The organism is Aquirufa sp. (assembly GCF_964796385.1).
Window position 1 is genome coordinate 63046 of record NZ_CBAUBA010000007.1, and the last position, 24180, is coordinate 87225.

The 24180-nt window shown below is 42.3% G+C and carries 18 protein-coding genes and 1 pseudogene; 9 read left to right on the forward strand and 10 right to left on the reverse strand.

Annotated features, from left to right (window positions below; translation table 11 throughout):
• Positions 1 to 2: 2 nt before the first annotated feature.
• Complete coding sequence (locus AC1W6K_RS04080; RefSeq protein ID WP_481946539.1) at positions 3 to 470, forward strand: hypothetical protein; 468 nt, start codon at positions 3 to 5, stop codon at positions 468 to 470.
• Positions 471 to 593: 123 nt separating this feature from the next.
• Here AC1W6K_RS04080 and tsaD read toward each other — a convergent pair whose 3' ends face one another.
• Positions 594 to 1592 (reverse strand): tRNA (adenosine(37)-N6)-threonylcarbamoyltransferase complex transferase subunit TsaD, encoded by a 999-nt coding sequence (tsaD, locus tag AC1W6K_RS04085; RefSeq protein ID WP_481946540.1) that lies wholly within the window; start codon positions 1590 to 1592, stop codon positions 594 to 596.
• 32 nt (positions 1593 to 1624) lie between these two features.
• On the opposite strand from tsaD, the gene AC1W6K_RS04090 reads away from it, so the two are divergent.
• Positions 1625 to 6094: a translocation/assembly module TamB domain-containing protein gene (locus AC1W6K_RS04090; RefSeq protein ID WP_481946541.1), complete on the forward strand. Its 4470-nt coding sequence runs from the start codon at positions 1625 to 1627 to the stop codon at positions 6092 to 6094.
• Positions 6095 to 6288: 194 nt separating this feature from the next.
• Here AC1W6K_RS04090 and AC1W6K_RS04095 read toward each other — a convergent pair whose 3' ends face one another.
• Positions 6289 to 7230: a hypothetical protein gene (locus tag AC1W6K_RS04095; protein WP_481946542.1), complete on the reverse strand. Its 942-nt coding sequence runs from the start codon at positions 7228 to 7230 to the stop codon at positions 6289 to 6291.
• Positions 7231 to 7347: 117 nt separating this feature from the next.
• On the opposite strand from AC1W6K_RS04095, the gene nadB reads away from it, so the two are divergent.
• From nadB to AC1W6K_RS04115, 4 genes are all read left to right on the forward strand, one after another.
• Positions 7348 to 8925 carry an L-aspartate oxidase gene (nadB, locus tag AC1W6K_RS04100; RefSeq protein ID WP_481946543.1) on the forward strand — a complete coding sequence of 526 codons (1578 nt, stop codon included), beginning with the start codon at positions 7348 to 7350 and terminating at the stop codon, positions 8923 to 8925.
• Positions 8926 to 9061: 136 nt separating this feature from the next.
• Positions 9062 to 9784: a hypothetical protein gene (locus AC1W6K_RS04105; RefSeq protein WP_481946544.1), complete on the forward strand. Its 723-nt coding sequence runs from the start codon at positions 9062 to 9064 to the stop codon at positions 9782 to 9784.
• Between the two features lie 10 nt (positions 9785 to 9794).
• Positions 9795 to 11840, forward strand: coding sequence for a hypothetical protein (locus AC1W6K_RS04110; RefSeq protein WP_481946545.1), 2046 nt, complete (start codon positions 9795 to 9797; stop codon positions 11838 to 11840).
• A gap of 4 nt (positions 11841 to 11844) precedes the next feature.
• On the forward strand, positions 11845 to 14016 hold the full coding sequence (locus AC1W6K_RS04115) for a beta strand repeat-containing protein (protein WP_481946546.1): 2172 nt from the start codon (positions 11845 to 11847) through the stop codon (positions 14014 to 14016).
• A 313-nt stretch (positions 14017 to 14329) separates the two neighbouring features.
• Here AC1W6K_RS04115 and udk read toward each other — a convergent pair whose 3' ends face one another.
• Both udk and AC1W6K_RS04125 read right to left on the reverse strand, forming a co-directional pair.
• Entirely contained in the window at positions 14330 to 14950 is a 621-nt protein-coding gene (udk, locus tag AC1W6K_RS04120) for a uridine kinase (RefSeq protein WP_481946547.1), read from the reverse strand.
• A 41-nt stretch (positions 14951 to 14991) separates the two neighbouring features.
• On the reverse strand, positions 14992 to 15519 hold the full coding sequence (locus tag AC1W6K_RS04125) for a class I SAM-dependent methyltransferase (RefSeq protein ID WP_395785292.1): 528 nt from the start codon (positions 15517 to 15519) through the stop codon (positions 14992 to 14994).
• Here AC1W6K_RS04125 and AC1W6K_RS04130 point away from each other — a divergent pair.
• On the forward strand, positions 15518 to 16054 hold the full coding sequence (locus AC1W6K_RS04130) for a gamma carbonic anhydrase family protein (RefSeq protein WP_481946548.1): 537 nt from the start codon (positions 15518 to 15520) through the stop codon (positions 16052 to 16054). The genes AC1W6K_RS04125 and AC1W6K_RS04130 overlap by 2 nt on opposite strands.
• Positions 16051 to 16497, forward strand: a complete 447-nt coding sequence (locus AC1W6K_RS04135) for a SixA phosphatase family protein (RefSeq protein WP_481946549.1) — start codon at positions 16051 to 16053, stop codon at positions 16495 to 16497. Before AC1W6K_RS04130 ends, AC1W6K_RS04135 begins: the two co-directional genes overlap by 4 nt.
• Before the next feature lie 210 nt (positions 16498 to 16707).
• Here the strand turns inward: AC1W6K_RS04135 and AC1W6K_RS04140 are convergent, their stop codons facing one another.
• The 6 genes from AC1W6K_RS04140 to AC1W6K_RS04165 all read right to left on the reverse strand — a co-directional run bounded on the left by AC1W6K_RS04140 (position 16708) and on the right by AC1W6K_RS04165 (position 23243).
• On the reverse strand, positions 16708 to 17226 hold the full coding sequence (locus AC1W6K_RS04140; RefSeq protein ID WP_481946550.1) for a YfiT family bacillithiol transferase: 519 nt from the start codon (positions 17224 to 17226) through the stop codon (positions 16708 to 16710).
• Between the two features lies 1 nt (position 17227).
• Entirely contained in the window at positions 17228 to 18919 is a 1692-nt protein-coding gene (locus tag AC1W6K_RS04145) for a D-alanine--D-alanine ligase family protein (RefSeq protein ID WP_481946551.1), read from the reverse strand.
• Positions 18916 to 19161 carry a NifU family protein gene (locus tag AC1W6K_RS04150; protein WP_395785287.1) on the reverse strand — a complete coding sequence of 82 codons (246 nt, stop codon included), beginning with the start codon at positions 19159 to 19161 and terminating at the stop codon, positions 18916 to 18918. Before AC1W6K_RS04150 ends, AC1W6K_RS04145 begins: the two co-directional genes overlap by 4 nt.
• A 4-nt stretch (positions 19162 to 19165) precedes the next feature.
• Positions 19166 to 20236, reverse strand: a complete 1071-nt coding sequence (locus AC1W6K_RS04155; RefSeq protein ID WP_481946555.1) for an Mrp/NBP35 family ATP-binding protein — start codon at positions 20234 to 20236, stop codon at positions 19166 to 19168.
• Positions 20237 to 20278: 42 nt separating this feature from the next.
• Positions 20279 to 21244, reverse strand: coding sequence for a GSCFA domain-containing protein (locus AC1W6K_RS04160; protein WP_481946552.1), 966 nt, complete (start codon positions 21242 to 21244; stop codon positions 20279 to 20281).
• 244 nt (positions 21245 to 21488) lie between these two features.
• Positions 21489 to 23243, reverse strand: a complete 1755-nt coding sequence (locus AC1W6K_RS04165) for a DUF885 domain-containing protein (RefSeq protein WP_481946553.1) — start codon at positions 23241 to 23243, stop codon at positions 21489 to 21491.
• 149 nt (positions 23244 to 23392) lie between these two features.
• On the opposite strand from AC1W6K_RS04165, the pseudogene AC1W6K_RS04170 reads away from it, so the two are divergent.
• Positions 23393 to 24180 (forward strand): annotated as a pseudogene (locus tag AC1W6K_RS04170) (MGH1-like glycoside hydrolase domain-containing protein); the annotation flags it as partial.

Consider the following 24180-nt stretch of genomic DNA (forward strand, 5'->3'; position numbering starts at 1 on the left):
ACATGGATCAAGGAGTAGATTTGGCGGCCTTATATGTGGATGATGTCATCTTTTGGGTTCCTGCTGACCGCCCTACGGGTCAGGTTGAGGAGGCTCCGGTGGAGGCAGTTGATTCTGTTTACATTCCGAATGTAACTACTCCTTGGCTGATTGTGGGTCAGATTTCTGATCTCGAAAAATCCCGTTTATCCTTAATTTTCTCGGCACCACCTATGGTCCTTCCAGCTACGAGTTGGTCGGTGTTAGATCCTACAGAAATTCAGGTTTCTTTGGTAGAATTTGTTGAAAAAACGCGTGCAACGCGCTATATATTTTTAGGGGAGCACAGTATTTCAGGCTTACAGGTGCAAGAATTGGTGGCTATAGGGGATAGTAAAGTTTATTATTTCCCTCGTTTTATATCCACGTTGACGGATGATGAAAAGCCATTGAAAATGGCGTTTTGGAATGTGTTAAAATCATTAATGTAGAGACACTTTGCGTAAAGACCCAGGTTAATAACCTCAGACTTTAGGCTGAGAATTTTCCCCATTTGGAGAATCGGTGCGAAAGCGCCTCAAGCCTTGGAAATCCTGACAGGTTTGCCAAGGCGACTATAGACTGTAACGTGCCAAAGGCGCGACGTCTTGATCCGTAAATTCCCCTGCTTCGTATTTGAAATGTCCCGCCATCGCAATCATGCCCGCGTTATCGGTGCAATATTGAAAAGCGGGGATGAATACTTCCCAGCCTAACTCAGCTCCCAATTCTTGTAAGCGGCTTCGTAATCCGGAGTTAGCGGACACGCCTCCCGCAATGGCAATTTGATTGCATTGCATCTCTTTCATCGCTTTTTTGACTTTTCGCAACAGCATATCGGTGAGCGTTTTTTGCACGGATGCGCAAATATCGGCCTTGTTTTCTTCAATGAAATTCGGATTCTTTTGTGTCTCTTTTTGTAGGAAATAGAGAATGGCGGTCTTGATTCCGGAGAATGAAAAATTCAAACCAGGCATTTCGCCTAGTGAGAATGGGAATTTATCCGGATTGCCTTCCTTGGCAAGTTTATCGATGAGCGGTCCACCTGGATAGGGTAGGCCAATTAACTTAGCGGTTTTATCGAAGGCTTCACCAACGGCATCGTCCTGCGTTTCGCCGATGACTTCCATGTCGAGGGGTCCATTCACCCAGACCAATTGCGTATGTCCACCACTAACAGTCAGGCAAAGGAATGGGAATTTGGGTTTAGGTTCTTCAATGAAATGCGCCAAAACATGCGCCTGCATATGATTTACCTCAATAAGTGGAATGTTTAAACTGAGCGCTAATGCTTTCGCAAAGGAGGTGCCTACGAGTAGTGCGCCCAACAAACCTGGCCCACGTGTAAATGCAATGGCATTCAGTTCATTTTTGTTTATATTTGCCTTTTGCAGAGCCTCTTGAACGACAGGAATGATCGCTTTTTGATGTTCTCTACTCGCTAATTCGGGAACGACTCCACCCCATTCAGTATGAATTAATTGGGTGGAAATAATATTTGACTTCAATTCTCCGTTGACCATTACGGCAGCAGAGGTTTCGTCACACGAAGATTCGATTGCAAGTAGGACCATTGGACTGCAAAAATAGGGCAAAAAAAGTAAACATGGTAAAATACCTAAAGATCCTCGCTAAAACGGTCCTCTATGGATTGTTGGGATTCTTTTTGCTCGTTTTTACTTTCATTCTTCTCCTCCGTGCTCCGGCCAATCAAACCCTATTAGCTCAGTATTTTAGTCCGAAAATTGAGAAGGCCATTGGCTATCCGCTAACATTGCAAGGGATTCAAATCAAGTTTTTTGATGAGCTCAGCTTGAAGGGCTTGCGGGTGAAAGATCCTTGGGGTAAGGACATGATCTACATTGAGAAGCTGGATATTAATTTTAGCATCTCTGATTTATTTTTGCAGACCGGTAGGCCTACGTTGGATTATGCGCGTTTATACCAACCAAGGGTTCATTTGATTTTAGAAAAAAAGGAAGGCAAGGTTAATCTAAACGATTTTATTGACCAAATTATTGCTTGGGTTAATCGGAATAGTACGGGGCCAAGTACAGGTTCAAGTGTCTTTGTAATTAGGGAAGCTGAGGTCGTTGATGGCACCTTTATTTTAGATGATGAGCAAGTCAAAAACACAGCCACTCCGCAGCATTTCGACCTTTCACATTTTGTGATTGCACATATAAATTCCAAAGTTCAACAGTTTTATACCAAGGGGGATACGATTGGTTTACGGACCATTGGATTCAACGCGATTGCCCCGCAGACTAATTTACGTATCAAGCGATTGGATACTCAGTTTATGATTTCCGATAAGCAAATGCGGTTTGATCAATTGGGATTGCGAGTAAACGATTCCTGGATCAGTGATCGTTTTGTGGTGAATTATAAGAAAATAGATGATTTAACGCAATGGATTACCCGTGCAAATATGCAAGCTCGCCTGGTCAACTCGCGGTTGTCGAGTGACGATGTTAGCAAGTTTATCGAATCTATGGCCCCATATAAAGGGATGTACAAGCTGAATGGCTTGTTGGCAGGCACCGTAGACAACCTAAAGTTGCGTCAGTTCGCCCTAGGTTTTGGCCAAAAAAGTATCTTGCGTGGCGACTTTGATTTTGTGGGTTTACCCAATATTGATCGAACGCAGATGGACTTCAATATGAAGCAATCTGTCTTTATTCCAGCCGATTTGGCGGTCTTTATTTCGAAATCTGCTGCTGATAAAATGAACATATTGGGGGCTGTTTCTTTTGGTGGGAAATTCAAGGGTACCAATGTAGATTTTCAAACCTCCGGACAATTAAATACGGGATTAGGGTATATGGAAGGTGACGTCCGTATGCATTTGAAGGATTCTATGGCGCTTTCAGGTTATGATGGTTTTGTCAAATTACGTAAATTCAAATTAGGTCGATTATTGAATTTGGAAGACTATCTGGGCACAATCGATTTGGAAGCAAAATTAAAAGGCACCGGCTTTTCAAACCAGTCGGCAAATGTCGATTTCAATGGTCAAATTTCAGAGCTATTTTTTAACCGCTATGGCTACAAACGCGTGGCATTAAATGGCAATTTGCAGAAGCAATTATTCAAAGGAACGGTAGCAGTCAAGGATTCACATCTTGTAGCGACCATGACGGGTGAGATTAATTTGCGTCAGGCAAAACCAAGGTATCAGTTGGAAGGGGTTGTGGAGCGCGCCGACTTATCAAATTTACATTTGTCGGTGGATCCAATGCGGATAAAGTCGCGGTTTGATTTGGATGTTACGTTGCAGGATGTGGATGATTTAGATGGGCGGGCCGTGTTTCAGGATGTGTTATTGCAGGTACCCAAACAACCTGATTTAGCCATGGATTTGGTGACATTTACGGCCGATACGCGTGGGGTGAAAAAGAAGTATCAGGTTCGTTCGCCATTTGTTTCTATCGAGGCTATTGGTGATTTTGTCCCTACCCGGATGCAAGTAGAATTGGCTCAATTGTGGGATGAATATAAGTTGTATTTTACTAAAAATGAGGCGGAACGAAATCGCTATTATGCGTCTAAAGTTTACGCGATTGAGCAAAAATATTCGGCTGATTTCACAATTATCTGTCACCACATAGGCCCGTTGATGGACCGTTTTTTCCCAACAGTAGGCATCGGTAGAAACACGGTACTTTCAGGAAGTATTTCTAAGGGGCGGAGTTTTTCGATGAGTCTTGAAGCCTATCCGGATACCTTGATATTTGGGGGATATAAGTTTTATCAATCTGTTTTTTCGTTTCAGAGTTCTAAATTTTTAGGAGGTCCGGAGGTTTCTTCTAGCTTGGTTTTTCAATCACGTAAGCAGCAGTTGAACTTTTTAACACCAACGGAGAATCTAAAATTGGATGCCTTGTGGGATCAGGATCGCATTAATTTTGGCTTAGATTTTAAACAGCAGGGAGAGGAAAATGCGGCCCATTTTGGGGGGATTTGGAAGTTTGAAAAGGATGGTTTATCGTTGCGTTTCAAGGATTCATATGTACGTATTTTGGGTCAGGATTGGTCGATTGATCCTGAGAATAGGGTGTACATTCAAGGTCAATCGCTGAAGGCAGAGCATGTGTTAATTTCGAATCAAAAGCAGTCCATCGCCCTTCAAGGTAGCATTTCTACAGATTCGACGGAGGCGATTAAATTAAGGGTGCGCAAGTTTCAATTAGGAACTTTGGGACCCTTGTTCGCGACGAAGGCACAGGGTGTGATGAATGCGGAGGTTAGTTTGCAGAATTGGTATCAGAATACACGTTTAGATTCCTGGTTATCGATTGATTCCTTGCGACTGAATAAATTTTACATGGGTAATTTTCAGGGAGTTGGGACGTATCAGGCGGACCAACAACTCATGGATTTGAACTATCATTTAAACAGATTAGGTGAATCGGTATTGTCGGTGAGTGGTACCTACAAACCTTTTGTGGACGAGGAAAAGCTGGATGTTAATGTAGAATTGAACAAAACTAGTTTGCAGATTTTGGAGCCATTTACTACGGGTTTATTTTCAAAATTAATGGGTGAGGCTTCGGGTAATTTACATGTAGGGGGAGGAATTACTGATCCTATTTTTGCGGGTAAAATTGTGGTTTTGGGAGGTAGGACAACTTTTGATTACTTGAATACGCAGCTTGCATTTTCGGATACCGTGCGGTTTCAAGCGCGTCAAATCAAGGGAGTAAATTGGTTATTAAAAGACGCGGAGGGGAATACTGCGCGATTAAATGCTACCTTAAATTTCCCGAAAGGTCAGCCGTTTGATATGAATTTAACCGCTGATTTGAATCGATTTAAATTATTGAATACGGTTCGCGATCCGAAATTGGCCTATTTTGGAACTGGTTTTGCTACGGGTCCGATGCGTATTTCGGGAACGGCGGATAATCTGAATGTTTATGCCAATTTAAAAAGTGAGCGCGGTACGCGCTTGTTTATTCCATTGGATGTTGAGTCAGAAGCAAAGGTGGAAGATACGTATGAGTTGTTAAGTGAGTCAATCCAATCAGATTTGTTGACAAATCAAAAACGAGTTTCGGAGGCTTTAAAGGATGATGGCATAACGATGGATTTAAATTTAAGTTTGACTCCTGAGGCCTATGGCGAAGTTCAGTTTGATCGGAAGAAAGGGGATATTATGCGGGTTTATGGGAATGGTGCTTTGAAATTGACCTTGGATAAAAAAGGTGATTTTAGGATGAATGGGGATTATGCAATTGATCAGGGGGATTATACGTTTACGCTACAAAATTTGATTAATAAGAAGTTTGCCATCCAACGTGGGTCTAAGATTTCTTGGACCGGGGATCCCATGGAGGGAAATGTGGATATCAAAGCAGTTTATACCCAATATGCGTCGTTGTTCCCTATCTTATTGGACACGACAAACAAGAGTAATTTGCCGGAGTTTAAACGACGCTATCCTGTGGATGTGACTATCAATTTAAAGAATCGATTATTGTCCCCTTCCATTTCATTTGATATTGGTGTGCGTGATTATCCAAAGGATGTTCATTTAAATGGGGCTGTAACTGCATTTACGAATCGCATAAAGACAGATGAACAGGAATTGACGCGGCAAGTGAGTAATGTGTTGTTATTTGGCCAATTGGTTTCTCCGTATGGGGGGACGGGAGTAGCGATTGGTAATTTGATGGGGAATGTGACTGAAATGTTGTCTAATCAGTTAAGTAATCTGGCGAATAAGATAAATAAAGATTTGAACGTGGATGTGTATTTAGGTGGCGGTTTATTATCGCAGGATATTTTATCCAATCTTCAATTACGCGCGTCTTACAATATGAATGATCGGCTACGGATCACGCGAAGTGGAGGATTTACGGATGCACGAAATCAAACAAGTCCATCGATTTTATTGGGAGATTGGGCCTTAGAGTGGTTCGTCAAAAGGGATGGATCTTTACGCTTGAAAACGTATAATCGAAATGTGCAAACCTCCCTTGCAGGTTCATTGAACTCCTATCAAATCAACCAAACGGTAGGTGCTAGTATGCTCTTTTCCAAGAGCTTCTCGAAGTGGTGGTGGGAAAAATAAATTCTAGACGTTAGACGCTGGACATTAGACGTCAGACGTTGGACGTTGGACGTGAATCCGAAGGGAATCAGTCGTCAGTCGAACTGAATTAGCAAGTTTCAATTGATTTTAGATTTAAATAAAAAAGCCTCAAGATTGCTCTCGAGGCTTTTTATCTTTTACTAACGTCTAACGTCTAACGTCCAACGTCTAGATTATTTTACTTCAAACGCTCCTTTACCCACCACAAATCCTTCTGAAATTAATTCAACTTCATATTTGCCTGGTTTGTAAGCAACACCCCCGCGTGGGTAGGTAACGCTTACTTCTTGGTTGTCGTTTGTGTAGGTAATTACTTGCTTTGTTGTGTAAGGCGTATCCTTTCCGTTCAAGTTGATTTTGCCTGAACCGATTGATTCATCTGAAAGTGTTGCTCCATCACCGTCCAATACACGAACATAAATTGTTTTGTTTTCCAATTTCGTAATTGGGTTGGTAGCTAACGAGAAAACAACTTTTAATTTATCGATTCGCTTGCCGTTCAATTTTGAGCGTTCTGTCTCTTTTCCTTTGGCATTCACAGCTAAAACACGAATGTTTTGTGCTTTTAAAGCTGCTGCGATACTCACCTTGCGAGCTAATTCCTTGTTCTTTGCAGCTACGTCTGAAAGGGTGTCGGCCAACGATTTATTTTGGTTTTTTAAACCTGAATTCTCGGTATTTAATGATGAATTTTGCGTCGCTAACACTTGGTTGTTCTCGGTTAAAATTCCATTTTGCTTTTTCAATTCAACGATTTCGCCGTCTTTTTGTGTTAACACCAAATTGTATTCTTTGATTTTTGATTCATAAGATGCAATCGACGCACGATTTGAACTTTTTAACGAAGCTTTATCTTGTTCTAATTGAACTTTCAAGGCTTCTAAATCAGCCACTTGGCCGCCCAAGGCTTTGATTTCAGCGATTTTACTATCTAATTGAGTTGAGATTGAATCTAATTGGGTACGAGTATTCGCTAATTCCGTTGCTTTTTCTTCAATGGTCGATGCCTGCAAGTTTGTTAATTGATTCGAGCGAAAATATAACACGCCTAGTATTGCCGTTAAAACTGCCAAAACAATGATGGCGATTTTCGATGAATTGTTAGTTGATTCCATTTTTTTATAATTAATGTGTAGGGTTTACTATTTATTTATCGGCGAAATTACAATAAATAATCTACATATTATTTCTGAGGCAGTTTTTGGTTACTTTTGCAGAACTAAAGAGCATCTATGCCTACGTATGATTTTATAGTAATCGGATCAGGAATTGCGGGTTTATCGTATACGGTAAAAGTCGCACAGCATTTTGCGGATTTACATATCCCCATCAAGATTGCGCTTATTACCAAAACGATTGCAGAAGAAACGAATACCAAATATGCACAGGGTGGCATTGCTGCCGTTTGGGATACAGATGATTCATTTGATAAGCATATACATGATACACTTGTTGCTGGTGATTTTGTTTCTGATCCCGAAGTTGTCGAAATGGTTGTTAGGGAAGCACCTGAAAGACTTCGTGAGCTAATTGCCTATGGGACGGATTTTGACCGAAAAGCGGATGGGACATTTGATTTGGTGAAAGAAGGAGGACACTCAGAAAAACGCATCTTACATTATAAAGACTCAACGGGAAATGAAATTGAACGCGCGCTTTTAGCCAAGGTGAAGTCCTTTAAATCCGTCGATTTCTTTACACATTATTTTGCGGTTGACTTAATTACCCAACATCATTTAGGGGAGAAGGTTACGAAGGATACGCCCAACAAACAATGTTACGGCGTGTACGTGTTGAACAAAAAAACGAAAAAAGTAGAAACCTTTTTAGGGAAAACGACACTACTAGCCACGGGAGGAATCGGTCAAGTGTATCAATCCACGACGAATCCCACGATTGCCACCGGAGATGGAATTGCCATGGCTTACCGCGCGAAAGGTTTTGTGCAAGGCATGGAGTTTATTCAGTTTCATCCGACTGCCTTATACAATCCAGGCCACAAGCCTTCTTTTTTAATTTCAGAGGCCGTACGTGGTCATGGAGGAATCTTGAAGAATCAAGATGGTTCGACGTTTATGGAACATTACGATCACCGACTATCCTTAGCGCCTCGTGATGTAGTCGCACGTGCGATTGATTCCGAAATGAAGATTAACGGGACTGATCACGTGTATTTGGATACGCGACATATTCCGAAAGAAGAAATAAGCCAACATTTCCCCATGATTTATGCCCATTGTCTACACGAACTTGGGATTGATATGGCCACGGATATGATTCCTGTGGTTCCAGCTCAGCATTATTTATGTGGAGGGATTATCGTCGATCATTATGGCCATACTAATATTGAGAATTTATACGCTGCCGGGGAATGCTCACATACCGGTTTGCATGGAGCGAACCGCCTCGCATCCAACTCACTTTTAGAAGCGATCGTGTATGCGCACAATGCATTTGAAAAATCAGTCTGTCAATATGGAACGCAAAACATTCCAGATGGTATTCCGGATTGGAATGATGAGGGGACGCGGCACCCCGAAGAATTAGTATTAGTTACCGAAATGGCACGTGAATTAGAATCCATTATGTCTAATTACGTAGGTATCGTCCGCACAGATCGCCGTTTGAAACGGGCCTATGACCGATTGGAATTAATCTACCTCGAGCATGAGGAATTGTACAAACAATCACGCATCACCGTTCCTTTATGTGAATTGCGCAATATGATCAATGTGGCTTATTTAATCATCAAACATGCACGGGCACAGCGAGCCAATAAAGGACTGCACTATAATGTCGATTTGAAATAGTGTCATTTATTTCGCTTCCGCTTGATAATCTCCTGACTGATTGGTCAATTAAATTTTCTATTTAGGATTATATTGACTTAATTCGTGGTACGAAAATTAACTCGATTTAGTTTTCAAATACCTAGTTCTAAGATACATGATTAATCTATTCCTCAGGGGATGGGCCATTTACTGCGTTCGTCGTGTGGTGGTTCTCCTGCTGTTCGTCCCTATTTATTCCATTCAAGCTCAAGCTTGGAAGTGGGCCATCGGTTCCAATATCACACAATATCAATTTGCGAATTCAGCAGGTAAGCCTGTTGACCTATTAAAACCGCAATCTGGTTTACATCTGGATATCGCCCATGAACAGGTTCTACTGGACACCGATCGTTTGATTTCCAAATTTTCAAAATCAGCCATTTACTTTAGTCAGCGTCCTAAAATATCCAAGTTTCTACATCTGTTTCACTATGATTTGGGGCTGAACTACAATCAATTTAATGCGATTGGGGATGTCCAACAAATTGCTTTTTCTTATCAAACAGATTATGTGGGGGTATCCGCTGGTTTTGGGCCTAGAATTCCGTTGATTAAAGGCTGGTCTATTCAGGTAACTGGAAGGGTGATGGGGCAGTATTTGGTGGCAGGCCAACAGCTCGTTGGTTCCCGCTATTTTGATCTTTTGTTGGAACCACAATTTAAAGGGCTTCGCATGTTTAGTGGTGTACAAATTGAGGTAATTAAACAAGTTAATGCGCAGGTGGGTGCGTTTGCACACGTTGCATCTTATCAAACTCATTTTTCAAAAGTAACGCCAACGGGCACACTGGATATGGTTCCGATGACGCTTGCGATGGGGATAAGATTAAACCAATAAGCCAGATCTGATGCATAAAAGTCTTCTTTTTTTCGTGTTGATTTGTGTTTCATGGTCGGCATATGGCCAACAAACTGGCTTGAATTACCAAGCGGTCATATTGGATCCGAATCCAATTGAAATTCCAGGTCAGGTGATTTCTGGTCAGCCATTGGCTAGTGGGAATGTTTGGATTCGATTTACCTTGGTTTCCGAGGAGGGAATTGATTATGAGGAAATTCATGCAACGAAAACAGATGCTTTTGGTCTGGTTAATTTGGTTATTGGAAAGGGAACTCCGGCTTGGACGATGGGTTCAAATTCAGCTTCTGGAGAGGCGAAATACAAGCAATTTGATTCTGTTGTATGGGATGAAAAACTCAAAAAACTGAATGTAAGTGTGAATTTCAATGGGTCATCTGCATTTACGGAAGTCAGTAATCAACTCTTGACTTTTACGCCTTATGCGCTCTATGCGGCCTCGGTGGATTACAAAAATGTGCGCGATTCACCCACGAAACTAAGTCAGTTTTCAAATGATGTGGGCTATCTGGTACCCAAAGATTTAGATCCGCTCAAGCAAAGTGTATTGGTCAACACCATTGCGATTCAGGAGAGTTCGGCTAAGATAGAGGCGAACCAACAAGCCAATAAAATTCGATTTATCGTGATCGATCAGTCGATCAGTGATCTGAGCTTTCGATTAGATAGTACCCAAACGCAAATTGTTGCCGTGAATTTATCTCTCAATTCGATACGTTCCACCTTGAGTGAGTATGATGAGCGGATTAAAAGTACAGCGAATGCGTCTACTAGTTTATCGAGCCAACTCGCTAATTTACAAAATCAGACAAGTCAGATGGCGAATAGTTTTGAGATGCTTTCCAATAAGTCGACCGCTTTGGACTTAGGCAACTCACGGCCGAGTAATTCGCTTTATCCATCGCAGTTGGCCGTAAAATCCTATGTAGACAATGCCATGTCCAATGTCATTACCACCGGTACGCCGGATGCGACTACCTTGGCGACGGGTAAATTGCAATTGGCTGGTGATTTAGCGGGGACGGCGACGAATCCAACCGTTCCTGGGCTGGCATTAAAAGAAAGTTTAGTGAATAAGTCGACGGATGTCATGGCAGATGCGGCTAGCAATCAAAAATACCCCTCGGTGAAAGCTGTTAAGGATTATGTTGATATTGCGACAACCGGGGTAGCTTTTCAGGCGGCTTTGGATGCCAAAGCAAATTTGAATTCTCCTGTATTTACGGGTACTCTCGTTTTGCCTAGTTCGACGACAGCGGTTACTCAATCTGTAGGAAATAATTCAACGTTGCTAGCCACGACAGGCTTTGTTCAGTCAGCCATGGTGAGTGCCACTGTAGTCGATGCGGATGCCACGACAAAAGGTAAAGTGCAGTTGGCCGGCGACCTAGGAGGTACTGCTTCCTCACCAACCATAGCTCGCTTGCAAGGAGCAACATTAAGTGCATCATCACCGACTACCGGACAAGTATTGAAGTATAATGGAACAGCTTGGGTTCCGGATGCGGTGGTTTTGGCAGAGGCCCAAACATTAGGCCTAGTAGGTTCTACCTTAACCATTTCAGGAACGGGAAGTTCAGTAACTCTTCCATCGATTGCCGATGCGACATCATTAGCAACGGGAAAGATACAATTAGCTGGAGATTTGTCTGGAACGGCCACGTCTCCCACAGTCCCTGGATTACTTTTAAAATCTAATCTTGCATCACCCACATTTACGGGGATCCCTTTGGCGCCTACAGCTAGTTCAGGAACAAACACAACACAAATTGCCACCACTGGCTTTGTTCAGACAGCACTTGCTTCTTCCGTTCGATTTGTGTCGGATGAATATGTTGCAACGGCCGGCCTAACCACATTTACGCTCTCTCAAACTCCTAATTCAAATTCCACACTAAATTTATTTATCAATGGGGTGCGCATTTCAAAATGGGCTATTTCGAATAGTGGTAAAACAGCGATCTATAACGCGACAAATAATGGTTCAACTATTTTGGTGGCCAATGATCGAATCCAAATAGATTACTTTTATTAATTTCATGCATAGTCAAAAATACAATTCAGGTTTATTGGGCAGGTATATTTCTAGCCTATGTGTTTTTCTATGTGTTGCTTTTACTAGTTTAGGTCAAAATAGCAACGTAGAAATTACCTCTTTGGTTACCTCTGGTGGTAGCTGGAGTGAATTGTTGGGTGGTGTTTACACGTTTATGCCAACCTCTGACAATGCGAATTTGAAGACCTCTGATATAATTAATCGCTTAGATGGGAGTGGTTTTATCCGAGGTAGCGTGCGTCTATTAACGACAAATGCTACAGGTACGCAAGTTGGGACCGTACAAATTTCTCACGCTATATTTGGCACTAATTCGGGAGGTTCTGAATACACCTTTAGTATTGCAGCGAAGGGAGACATTCGCGTATCTAGTGCGATTAATTTGATAGGTGGCTCATGGAACTTGGGGAATAATAAAGGATATCATGTGAATTTTACGTCTGAGGGTAATATTTTGGTTATGTCATCAATCACAACATCGGGAGAGGGTTCAGATGCCATAGGTAGGATTGTTTACAGTTCTGCAGGATCTATTACCCTAAATGCGACTGGCTATGTGAATACAACGAGTTCAGGAATAATTACTGCTGCGGGAGGGGTCAATAGTTCAAATCCAATTTATGCCTCTAGTGAGGGCGGTTCGGTGATAATTACTGGATTAGCTGGATTAACGCTACGATCGAATATCTCAACAATCAATGGAAATGCGGGTTTGGATGGATATGGAAGAAATGGAAGTTTAACACTTGACATCGACAATGCGGTTTTAACAACAGGTTCTGGCTTGGGGGTAAATGATGGGCAAGTGAGCGGTCAAATTTCCGGAGGTAATTTGACAAAGAGCGGTGTAGGGTTGTTTGTATTTAATACTAATGTGAACAATTACCGAGGCAGCACAATCATTTCGGCTGGTACACTTCGTTTGGGAGCAAGTGCAAATATACTTGCCAAGAATTCCTTAAGTATTGGATCGACCGGCGTATTGGATATGTCGGATTATAGTTTGACAGTATCCTCTTTAGCAGGATTGTCAGGAAGTTTGGTGACAAGTTCAGGGAGCGGAGGAGGTTTGGTCCTAACGATGGGCTCGGATGGGGAGAGTACGAGCTATGCGGGAGGCATTGAAAATGGCAGAGCTAGTAGTATTAGATTGGTAAAAAATGGGATTGGGGTTTTAACGCTGAGCGGATTGAGTAGTTATAGTGGAACGACGCTGATCAATGGTGGGATAGTCAATGTTCGTCATAGCAATGGATTAGGCGCGTCTTCGCTAGTTTCTGTGGCTTCGGGAGCGGCATTGGAACTACAAAATAATGTGAGTATTCCCGCCTTACCATTACGTTTAACAGGTACAGGTATCATGAGCAGGGGAGCACTGCGAAACATCTCGGGCGATAATTCCTGGGCTGGAGCGATTGCACTTGTCACGAGTGCGGTGTCTATTGCTAGTGATGCGGGGACCATGAGTCTCACGTCTGGGAATTCAATTAATGCCAGTAATATCAATGTGGATTTTATAGGAAATGGTAATGTCCAAGTTTTAGGTAGTATTACGACTGGTACAGGGTCCTTGTCAAAAAGTGGTAATGGTAACTTGACATTGAGTGGAGTAAATTCATATACGGGAGTAACTAATATTACGGGGGGATTTCTAAGTCTGGGTGCAAATAATGTAATTCATGATTTAAGCACGATTAATTTCAGAGGTGGGACGTTACGGACAAATGGTTTTAGTGATAATTTTGGGCCAATTAGTCTTGTTTCTTCTTCTGCGATCACATTAGGAGCAGGAAGTCATCAGATTAACTTTACTAGTTTGGCCTCATTTAGTGCTTTCAGATTACTAACCATTACTGGTTGGACTGGCGTGTTTACTCCAACTTCAGATACACAGTTAAATACGTTCGGGAAATTAGAAACAACTTCGTTGAAATTTGTTTCAAATCGGGGTGTTATTATGTCGACAGGAGTTTTAAATCAGTTTGGCAAAATTGCTATTTTGGGACCTAGCGGAACGGGAGGGAATATTTTTATCCATAGTACTTTAACTGCGGCCCAGTTAAATCAAATTAAAGTCATTAACTCAACGGATGCTTCCACGCATTTTGCTACCCAATTAGATTCAAATGAAATTGTGCCAAATTATGCGCAGTAGGCGTGGGGGGTAGACGCTGCCGGGGACGCAGACCCCGGCAGCGTCACTTCCTGTAACGATTTCGTGGAAGGGTAAATTGTGTGCGAGGTGTAGAATATCAGTCTACAAGTGCCTTTTTTACGTAAAAAAGGATGCCTCAGTTTATCAATAAACTGATTAATTTAGGTGAGATAAGATTTGAAAGGGGCTTATTTAAGGAAATAGAAGGGGATTTACCAACTAAGCGATATTCGAATTTAGGTAGATACTAAAGTCTGTTTTAGCGCGTTAGTGGAGTGACGCTGCCGGGGTCGTAGACCCCGGCAGCGTCTACCTACCGGCTGCGTAAAAAGTGAACAATTACTTCTAGGCCCTTCTCGAAATGACCGTTATTTGGAATCACAATATCACACGATCGTTTATGTGGGCGAATAAACTGCTCATACGTAGGTTTGACATGGTATTTCCAGCGGTACATCACATCTTGCAAATCATACCCACGCTCCTCATTATCGCGTTTGATCCGACGCTCAAGTTTAATCTTATCCTTGGCATCTATAAAAATTTTCAAATCTAATAGCCGAGCCACATCCGGAAAATGAAACACAAAAATACCCTCCACAACTAATATTTTGCGGGGATAAAAATGTAACATGTTAGGATCTTTTGTTGAATTATTGAAGGTGTATTCCGCACGGGAAACTACCTCTCCAGCACGTAATTTTTCAACATCAGCCGCGAAAGCTTCGTCATCGATCGCCCCCGGTAAATCAAAATTCTCAATACCATTGTGGTCTTTAGTCTGATGCTCAATCGGCCGATAATAATTATCCTGCGATAATAAGCAGATCTCATCATCCGGGAATTGCTCCATCAGGCGCTTTAAAAATAGCGTTTTTCCCGAAGCACTCCCTCCAGTAATTCCAATAATATAAGGTTTATTAATGCTGCTCATGAAGCTACAAATTTGCGAAAACCATCGCTAGGAATCAAGCCTCATCGGCCGAATTTTATGTAGTCAGCCTCTTCATCTTTAGACCCTTCATACACAACATGTAAGTCATGCGAAGCAAATAAGCCGACGATTTCCGAACGTGTAAACAAACGTTTTCCGCATCCTTCATGCACTCCCCCAGTCATAATTTCTTCCACAATCACGCAGCCATCTGTCTTTAAAACACGGTCTATTTCAGCTAAAACAGCCTCCAAGTTATCCAGTTCATGCAACGAATTTAATAACCAAATTTGATCAGCAGTCTCGTCAGAGAGTGGAATTTGGGCTGCATCCGCAAGGAAAATAGATGCAGGGGTCGTGGCTTTCTTCCCGTATTGTTCTTCAAAATAGGCGATGGCCTCATCCAAATCTGGCCAATTTAAGACGTCTTTATTGCTATCCAATAAAAGTAACTCCCCCGCCTCTTGCTCCATGGTTTGCTTTATTTCCCACCACGCGGCTCCACAACCTAGCGATAAAATGCAATCGGTGGGGGACCAGTTACCAACTTCATATAACGTTTTCTTCATGCAGCAAATTATCAAAATGGTTTATCTTTGGCAAAAAAAGAATCGGATGGCTATTTTTATTGCACCCACAGCGAGCGTCATGGGACGCGTGATCATCGGAAAAGACGTGTCCATTTGGTACGGTGCGGTCATCCGCGGAGATGTTGAGGAAATACATTTGGGCGACGGCTGCAACATTCAAGATAATGCTGTTTTACATGCTGATGAAGGCGATAAAACCATCATTGGCACCCGCGTAACCGTTGGCCATTCCGCCATTGTGCACGGCGCTGAAATAGGCGAGGGATCGCTTATCGGCATGCACGCCACCGTATTGAATCGTGCCAAAGTTGGCAAATACTGCCTCATCGGCGCTCACGCTTTAGTCACGGCTGGAATGGAAATTCCGGATTATTCCTTGGTTCTAGGTTCGCCTGCAAAGGTTGTAAAAACCTTAAATGAGACCCAGATCGAATCATTAAAACATGGTGCTGACCACTACATTAAGATGGGTGCCAAACATGCTGCAGGCGAATTCCCATTAATCAAATCATGATCGAATTAATCCTCATCCGACACGCCCATGCGGGACCTTATACGAGTCCCGACGAAGCTCGGAAACTTTCCAGTCAAGGAATTGAAGAAGCCAATGAGTTAGCGCAAAAGATTAAAAACGTAGCTATGCCCCAAGGGATTTGGTTAGTTTCGGACGCCGTTCGTACGCGTGAAACGTTCGAGGTACTCTCAGATGAAAAAGGGGTGTTTTCGGACTTTTGGTACCATGCGACCGGTCCTCAGTATGTCATAGAGTTAATTAAACAAGAAAGTCCTGTCATTTACTTGGTGGCACATAATCCTTCGATTTCCTATGTCGCCTCCTATTTTTTAGGCGAAACTCGAAACATGGAAACCGCAAATTGTGTTCATTTACAGTGGCCAAATTTACACGCCTGGGCGGAAGTCACCCAAGATAGTGCCACATTAAAATTTGACGCTTAACTGAAACAGATGAAAAACCAAAAAATATTCCGCTGGGTTATAATTTTATTTACCCTTTTGATGATTGGTTTGGCCATCGATATGGCTAGGAATACCACGGCACCGTGGAACAAGAAGAAAGTCATCAGTCGCTAGTAGTCAGTCGCTAGTCGTTAGTCCGGAGTCGTCAGTCCGAAGGAAAAATAACGTCTAGCGTCCAACGTCTAGAGTCTATATGACTGACTCTACGTGCTTCAAATGATGCACGCAATGCCATGCATAAATACCCAGCACTCGATCTAGTCGATAGGTAATCCCACGCTCCGGATGAAAATAAGTGCGCGACCAGTCCGATTCATCCATCGTTTCCATTAAGTAAACCCAGCGTAAGTGAATGTATTTGATGCCTTCAATCGACCAGGCGATTGGAGCTTCATTACCATCAGGCATCTCCGCCCACGTGTTTTCATCGTATGGTTTGATCGTTGGGTTGTCCTCCGTCAACGCCATTTTGAAACGAATGTAACTATTAATGTGACTATCGTAAAAATGATGAATCACTTTGCGGGCCGACCACCCACCTTCTCGGTAGGGTTTTGCCAACAAGGTTTCATCTACTCCGTCCAATAAAGTTGCCAGTTGGCCTGGTAAATCTGCTATAATCGAAATCCATTCCTGACGTAAAGCCGGAGTGATGATTTCAGGAGCAGCAAATTTGCCGATCGGATATTGCAACGGATTTAATTCCATCTTAATTCGTATAAAAAGCAGTGATTTCAGCACCTGCCTGACGCGTATGCGCAATCAGTGGATGAACGCCTGCATGAATACTGTCAAAAAATTCTTTGCCACTTTCTTTGGCTAATTGCGCCACATGAACAGGATAATCAACTGTTCCTTCTTCCATTTCTACTGGCATCACCACTTGATACGCCACATTTCCTTGGGCTGCTAATGATGCGGCCTGGGCACGTGCCGACTCAAAACTTCCTTCCAAATCCTCCGTATCAATCACAATCGTCACAGGAGTCTGCAAAGCTTTTTCAGTTAAAACGTTTTTAATTTCAGCATCTAAACCCTCCAATAATTTCCGGAACGTGTGGTAATTTTTTCCGGTCCGTAAACGCTCCCGAATGGATTGACGAATGAAATAAGTAATGGAATCCGTGACCGTTAGGCCAATCTCCGCCATTTGTTTGAAGATCAATGAAGATGGCGACATCCCCGGAATCGTGTTGGGATCATGTAAAACAATCACGCCATCCGCACGTAAAAAACCATCAATGCGCGTGCAAACACCAAATCCCAAATCATCAAACGCCTGCTTCACTTGCTCCTGAATGAGTTGCAAATGACCCAACGAAGCATCCATTGGGATGCGCTTACGCGTAAGTTTTGATTTGTATTTCGCATTGAAATCAAATACCTCAACCGATTCGTCGATGACAATTTCGGTAGGAGGAAGCGCAACTGCCTCACCACGTGGTGTCTGAATTACCCCACAACTAAATTCATTTCCATTCACAAAGGCCTCCAACAAGACCGCATCTTCCGAATGAATCGAATGAATACTGGCTTTCGTTACCGTATGCGTGAAGTATTCGCGTAAATCTGTCAACAAGGCCGATGGATGCGCATAGATTTGGTGATTAAATCGAACCGGAAAACCAATCCCCTCATCCAAATTCACCATTTTTTGTAGCAAAGCAACTTGGTCATCCTCCGAATAAGTCAACCAATCCGTCCGCTGTATCTCCTGAATAAACAAACATTTCTTAATCGCCTGATCAAAATCTTCTAAGGAATCCTCCTTCACAAAAGCCAAACCAATCGACGAACCTTGATGTGGCGCCTTCGCCACAAATGGAATTCCAATGGCCTTTTTAACTTGTTCAAACAACGTCTCGCGACCATATGATTCATAGTCGGCCCGCTGCAACACAAAATATTTTTTATCTAATCCAACACTCTTTTCCAACCAAAGATTTTGTTGGGCTTTATCGATTCCAATCGCCGAACCAAGTACGCTAGGTCCAGAATAGGGTATATTATACCATTCTAGTAAACCTTGAATGCTTCCATCTTCTGCGCCTGGTCCATGCATGGCGATAAATGCAAAATCAAAATGAGCCGAAAATTCAGACGGGCTAATCTGCGTGCCAATCGACGCAATCATGGCATCATATTCAGTCAAATCAGTCAATGATTCCGTGTAAACTGAAAAAGGGGCAGTTTGGAATGCAACAGGAGGGAAGAAATTCCGAATCGATTCCTGATAAATTAACTTTTCCTTAATTAATATAAAATTTCCTAATCCGTCCACAAACACTGGAATAGGCGTAAATAATGCTTTGTTTATGTGGGTCATCGCGGTCTTTCCTCCCGCGAAACTTATTTCGCGTTCACGTGCTTGGCCCCCAAAAAATATTCCAATCCGCATCATAAGTCTTTAATTTCTTCTACTGAAACGATTTCAGGGACTTCGCGTTTAATGGCTTCTTCAATCCCGGCACGAAAGGTCATGGCCGACATATTACATGATTGGCAATTTCCTACCAGGGCAAGTTTCAATATATTATCCGTGGAAATTTCGACGATTTCTACATTCCCGCCATCGGCAATTAAATAGGGGCGAATGCTGTCTAATGCTACTTGAACCCGCGTGTACAAAGGATGATTTTCCATGTTTTTATTGTGCGTTAGTAATCGCAATTTGTTGGGCCAAACTCGCTGCAATAGACGTAAATGCTTCCGCACTTGGACTATTATCTGCGGCAATCGGTTTTCCAGAGTCTCCCGCTTCACGAATTGCTTGTACCAAAGGCACTTCACCTAAAAAAGGCACATTGTATTTCGCTGCAAGCGCTTTCCCACCGTCTTGGCCAAATAAGTAATACTTATTTTGCGGCAATTCAGCCGGTGTGAAATAAGACATATTTTCAACCAATCCCAAAATTGGCACATTAATTCCAGCCTGCTTAAAAAATTGCAATCCTTTTGTCGCATCTGATAAAGCAACTTTCTGTGGCGTCGTTACAATAACCGCACCCGTCACTTTGATAAGTTGAACCAATGTCAAATGTATATCCGAAGTTCCCGGAGGTAAATCGATGAGCAAATAATCTAAATCTTCCCAATTTGTATCACCAAAGAATTGCCGCAAAGCCTGTGTCATCATCGGCCCACGCCAAGGTACTGGACTGTCAGAAGGTGCTAAAAAACCCATTGAAATGAGTTTAATGCCATATTGGTTAATCGGTTGAATGCGATTTTTCCCATTTACTTCTTGCACTAGGGGCTGCATATCCTCCGCACCAAACATGACTGGAATTGATGGACCTGAGATATCAGCATCTAAAATACCTACTTTGGCACCTGCCTTTTTCAAGGCCATGGCTAAATTCGCCGTTACGGTCGATTTACCCACCCCACCTTTGCCCGAAGCAATGGCAATCACATTTTTAACACCTGGAATCAAGGGATCTTGTTGCTGGAGTGTCGTCACTTCAGCAGTCATATTGATAACTACTTTTAAATCTGGATGTACTAAATTATGAATAGCATCCTCACAATCTTTGCGAATTTTTTCCTTTAAAGGACAGGCTGGTGTGGTTAATACGACCGTAAATCGAACTTCGCCTACACCCAATTCCACATCTTTAATCATATTCAAGGTGACCAAATCTTTTTTCAAATCTGGTTCTTGTACCGTGCTCAAGGCACCAATGATAATCTCTTTCGTAACACTCAATTCGCCCATATATCTTTCTTTCCGTTCAAACTTCAAATATAAGGCATTCTATTAAGACAAGGCCAATATTTGTTGGTCTATTTTCGCCAAGAGTTTGGATGAATCTACACCCGATTGATCAGCTTCAATTTCCTTGCGCAATCGTTCAATAATCTCCCTATGCGCTGGGAATTGCAACGGATGTGGACGGTGTTGCAAGGTGTTGTAAATTTCTTGCCATCTTTTTGAAATCACCAACAAGTTATCCGTAAAGTGCGTTTGTTTAAAACGTTCATATATGTAATTCACCGCTTGCTCCGTCGGATGAATCATGTCGGTTTGATAAAACCGGTAATCCCGTAATTCATCTAGCATGATTTCGTAGGCAGGAAAATACGTGACTTGGTCAGGAAATTTGCGCACTAATTCTTCCGCTGCTAATCGTAAAATTGCTTTAGAAGCTGAATTTTCCGGCATCCCATCACGTGTATGTCGGATGGGCGATACGCTGATAATAATTTTGAGATGTGGATTTTTTAGGATGAAATTTTTGTAAGCCAAACAGATTTCATCCACGGTACTCTGTTTTTTGATGAATCGAGTAGAAGCCTGTTTATGGCAGTTGGCAATTGCCCTACCCAGCACCTGATCTTCGTAATAAAAAGCCGTTCCCCAGGTGATAATCAGGTATTGACTGGATGCTAAAAACGCTATGGTCTTTGCTTTGATTTCGGTCAATTTTGTAATAAACTCCTCCGGATTTTCACCCATGAATTGCGAATGGAAATCGGGATGGACATATAAATGACCTTGTTTATACAAATCCGAATGTTGCAAGGTTTGTGGACTCAAGCCCCTTAAAATATTCAAGGGATGAAAAAGTGTACCCAATGCTTGATTTGATACTTCTAATGGTAAATCAGCTAATCGCTGTCCCATATTTTCAGCAAAACAAGATCCGATACATAGAATGCGGCTGTTCGCTCGAATCAAATAAGGCGAACGTGGGATGGAGAATGTAGTGGTTAGATTGATCATAGTATATGGTAGAGACGCGACGCTTCGTTGTTAATAGAAACGAAATATGTTGCGTCTTTATTATGTTGGGACGAAATTCTGTGACTTCGCGTCTAATGTTTCCATGCATGGGCCAACTTTGGCAATCCTGAAAGGTTTGCCAAAGAAATAAACGCGAAGTATTGCGTCTATTGTTTCCATGCATGGGCCAACTTTGGCAATCCTGAAAGGTTTGCCAAAGAAATAGACGCGAGGCATCACGGCGCTACAAGCCTTTGGCCCACCGATTCATCTTGTTTTCCATCACATCCAATGGCATATTGCCATCTTTCAGGATTTCGTCATGGAAATTAGAAAGCTTGAATTTGGGACCTACTTCTTTACTCAGACGTTCGCGAATCTCACGAATTTTCAAAGCACCAATCTTATAAGATAACGCTTGTGCAGGAATCGCCATGTAGCGTTCGATTTCCGCAACGGCTCCCTCTTCAGAAATTGGTTCATTCGACATCATGTAAGCAATGGCCTCTTCGCGGGTCATATTTTTCGAGTGCATTCCTGCATCCACAACTAAACGAATCGCCCGGTGCATTTCGTCACCCAAAGCGCCCATGTATTGATATGGATCTGTGTATAATCCCAATTCTTTTCCTAAACTTTCCGTGTAAAGCGCCCAACCCTCTGCATAGGCTGAATTTCCACCAAAGCGACGGAACTTAGGCAATTGGCCATTTTCTTGTTGGAGACTAATCTGGTAATGATGCCCAGGAATGGCTTCATGTAAAAATAAACTTTCCATGCCAGACGTGACATTGAATTTCTTCGCGTCTAATATTGGTACATAGAAAATACCAGGTCGTGAGCCATCTTCAGATCCTTGGAAATACTCCGCAGAAGCCGATGCCGCACGGAAGGCTTCGGTTTGACGAATTTCAAATGGGGTTTTGGGTACCCGACCAAACATCGTTTTCAATGATGGTTCCATCTTCTTGTGAATCGTATTAAAAGCGGCCAAAACCTCTGCCGGCGTTTTGTATGGATAAAAGCTAGGATCCGTTTTCATGTGGCTAAAGAATTCAGCTAACGTCCCCTTGAAGCTGACACCATCTTTGATTTTCTCCATTTCGGTCCGAATGCGCTTCACTTCCGCCAAACCTGTTTGGTATATTTCATCCGCAGGTTTATTGGTTGTCGTCAAGACTTTAATCAAGTATTGGTAATAAGCCGCTCCATTCGGAATCGCCGATATCCCGGTTGTTGGCCGCGACTTAGGCAAGTATTCCGTTTGTATAAATTGGGCAAGCCGACTGTAAGCTGGGATGATTTCAGATTGAATAATCTGCGTGTATTCTTTGGTGAATTTCGCTTTGTCGGCCTCCGTGAAATCCTTTGGAAAATTCGTCAAAGGACCGTAAAACGTGCTTTTTTTAACGTCCACTACCTGAAACGATTGCAATTGGGGAATTATCTTTTCGACCAAGGCTTTCGGTAAAACGATATTTGCCGCGATACCTCTTTTGAAATATACGATGCTTGAATCCATGTACGCCGCACCGATGTGCATCCGTTTTTCCCAATTCTCATAATCCTTTTTTGTGGCAAATGGTTGCAACACAGACCCGCTGCCTAGTTGGGCAAACGTTAAATGGAAACCGTAAAATTGGTTCAGCGGCATTAAGTTGTCCGGATAGTTCAAGCCTTCTAATCCTAGTTCGATGTCACGTTTCAGGATGTCATAGGTAATCTGATCATTGTCGTCCAATTTGTCCCGATTAATCGCGCCTAAACTCGTTAGTGTTTTTTCTAAAAGGGCTTTAATTTTTGCCCGATGCGCATCGGTGAATTCGATGTTCATTTGATCATTATACCGATTATCTCCATTCGCTGTCGCAGAAATGGGATTTAGTTTTAATTGTTCCTCGTAATAGGAGTCGACAAGTGTACTTAGTTCTTTTTTGGCATCACCCGATTTGCAGGATACAAAGGCCAAAAGACATAAGAGGTAAGTGAGTTTTTTCATTTTGTTGATTTAGAATTTCGAATATAAAAAGAAAGATGAATATCATCTACATGGCCATTCTAATTGTCTCTTTTCTCCAAATTAGTTTTCCATCAAAAATTTTATATTTGTAGCTTGCAAGCATACACTACCTAAGCATTTTTAAATTTATGTCACATAAAGGGGCCGAACGCGAACGACTGAGTCTACGCAATGATAATAAAGGTTGGAAAAAGTGGGGACCTTATTTGACGGAACGTCAATGGGGCACGGTTCGTGAAGATTATTCGGCCAATGGAAATGCCTGGGAAACTATTTCCCATGATGTCGCCCGTTCAAAAGCTTATCGCTGGGGGGAAGAAGGTATAGGCGGGATATCGGATAATAAACAGCATGTTTGTTTTGCATTTGCTTTTTGGAATCACCGGGATCACATTTTAAAAGAGCGCTTTTTTGGCCTAACAGGAAACGAATCGAATCACGGGGAAGACGTGAAGGAATTGTATTATTACCAAGATTCGACACCTACGCACTCCTATCAAAAAATGCTGTATAAGTATCCGCAGCAAACCTATCCCTATCAAAAACTGATAGACGAAAGTAAAAAACGCACGCGTTTAGAGCCAGAGTACGAGTTGATGGATACTGGAATCTTTGCCAACAATGAGTTTTTTGATATTTCCATGGAATATGCGAAAGGCGATGAACAAGATATATTGATTCAAATAACGGTGGTCAATCGGTCCAAAGTAGCTGCGCCAATTACCGTTTTACCTACGATTTGGTATCGAAATACCTGGTGCTGGGGCTACGAAAAGTATAACTATAAACCAATGCTGACTGGTGTTGGACATTCCTTCATCGAGGTAGATCACCGCGTTGTGGGTCGATTTAAATTATATGCGGAGGAACCCGATGAGTTTTTATTTTGTGATAATGAGACCAATTTTGAGCGTTT